The organism is Olavius algarvensis spirochete endosymbiont (assembly GCA_900608495.1).
Classification (GTDB): domain Bacteria; phylum Spirochaetota; class Spirochaetia; order DSM-2461; family DSM-2461; genus UBA2779.
In genome coordinates this window covers 1-704 of record UWYT01000219.1, presented here as the reverse complement: position 1 = coordinate 704, position 704 = coordinate 1, and the positions used below count along the sequence as shown (strand labels likewise).

General features: G+C 42.3%; 1 protein-coding gene. It reads left to right on the top strand.

Annotated elements, in window-relative coordinates; translation table 11 throughout:
- Window positions 1-122 precede the first annotated feature (122 nt).
- Window positions 123-704, top strand: a 582-nt coding sequence (locus S1OALGB6SA_RS06420; protein ID WP_195910332.1) for a restriction endonuclease subunit S, incomplete at its 3' end; no start/stop codon positions are given.

The following is a 704-nucleotide window of genomic DNA, read 5'->3' as shown; positions in this document are numbered from 1 at the left end:
GGAGGAAGACAGCGAGCCCTTTACCGAAAAGATGACACGCCTTACCGCTCAGCTGGAAGCGCAGTTTGAGGAGTCGGATCGTCTGGAAGGTGAGATCAAGAAGAACTTGGTGGGGCTGGGTTATGGGTTTTGATTTTCTTGTGCCGGATAACTGGGATGTTGAAGAAGCACAAAGTTTCTGTACAAAAGTCGCTGATGGGACACACGATTCCCCAAAAAAAACAATAGAAGGAAAGCTATTAGTTACATCCAAAAATATTGTAGGCGGCAAGCTAGATCTTAGTAAATCGTATTATATATCGGACGATGATTATCAGAATATCAACCGACGAAGCAAAGTGGATGTAAACGATGTTTTGCTTTCAATGATAGGCACTGTCGGTGAATTATGTGTGATAAAAGAGCCGCCCGAGTTCGCCATAAAGAATGTAGGGTTATTAAAGAACGATAATGAAGTAAAAGCTCGCTGGTTATACTTCTATCTATCATCACCTCAAGCACAGAAATTGATTAAAGAGCGGCTCAGAGGAACCACCCAACAATATCTACCACTCGGAGAAATAAGGAAATTTCCAATTTTGCGTCCAAACAGCAACCACGTAATGGAGAATTTAGTGCAAATTCTGGGATGCTTAGAGGATAAAATCGAACTCAACACCCAAACCAACCAAACCCTCGAACAAATCGCCCAGGCCATTTTCAAA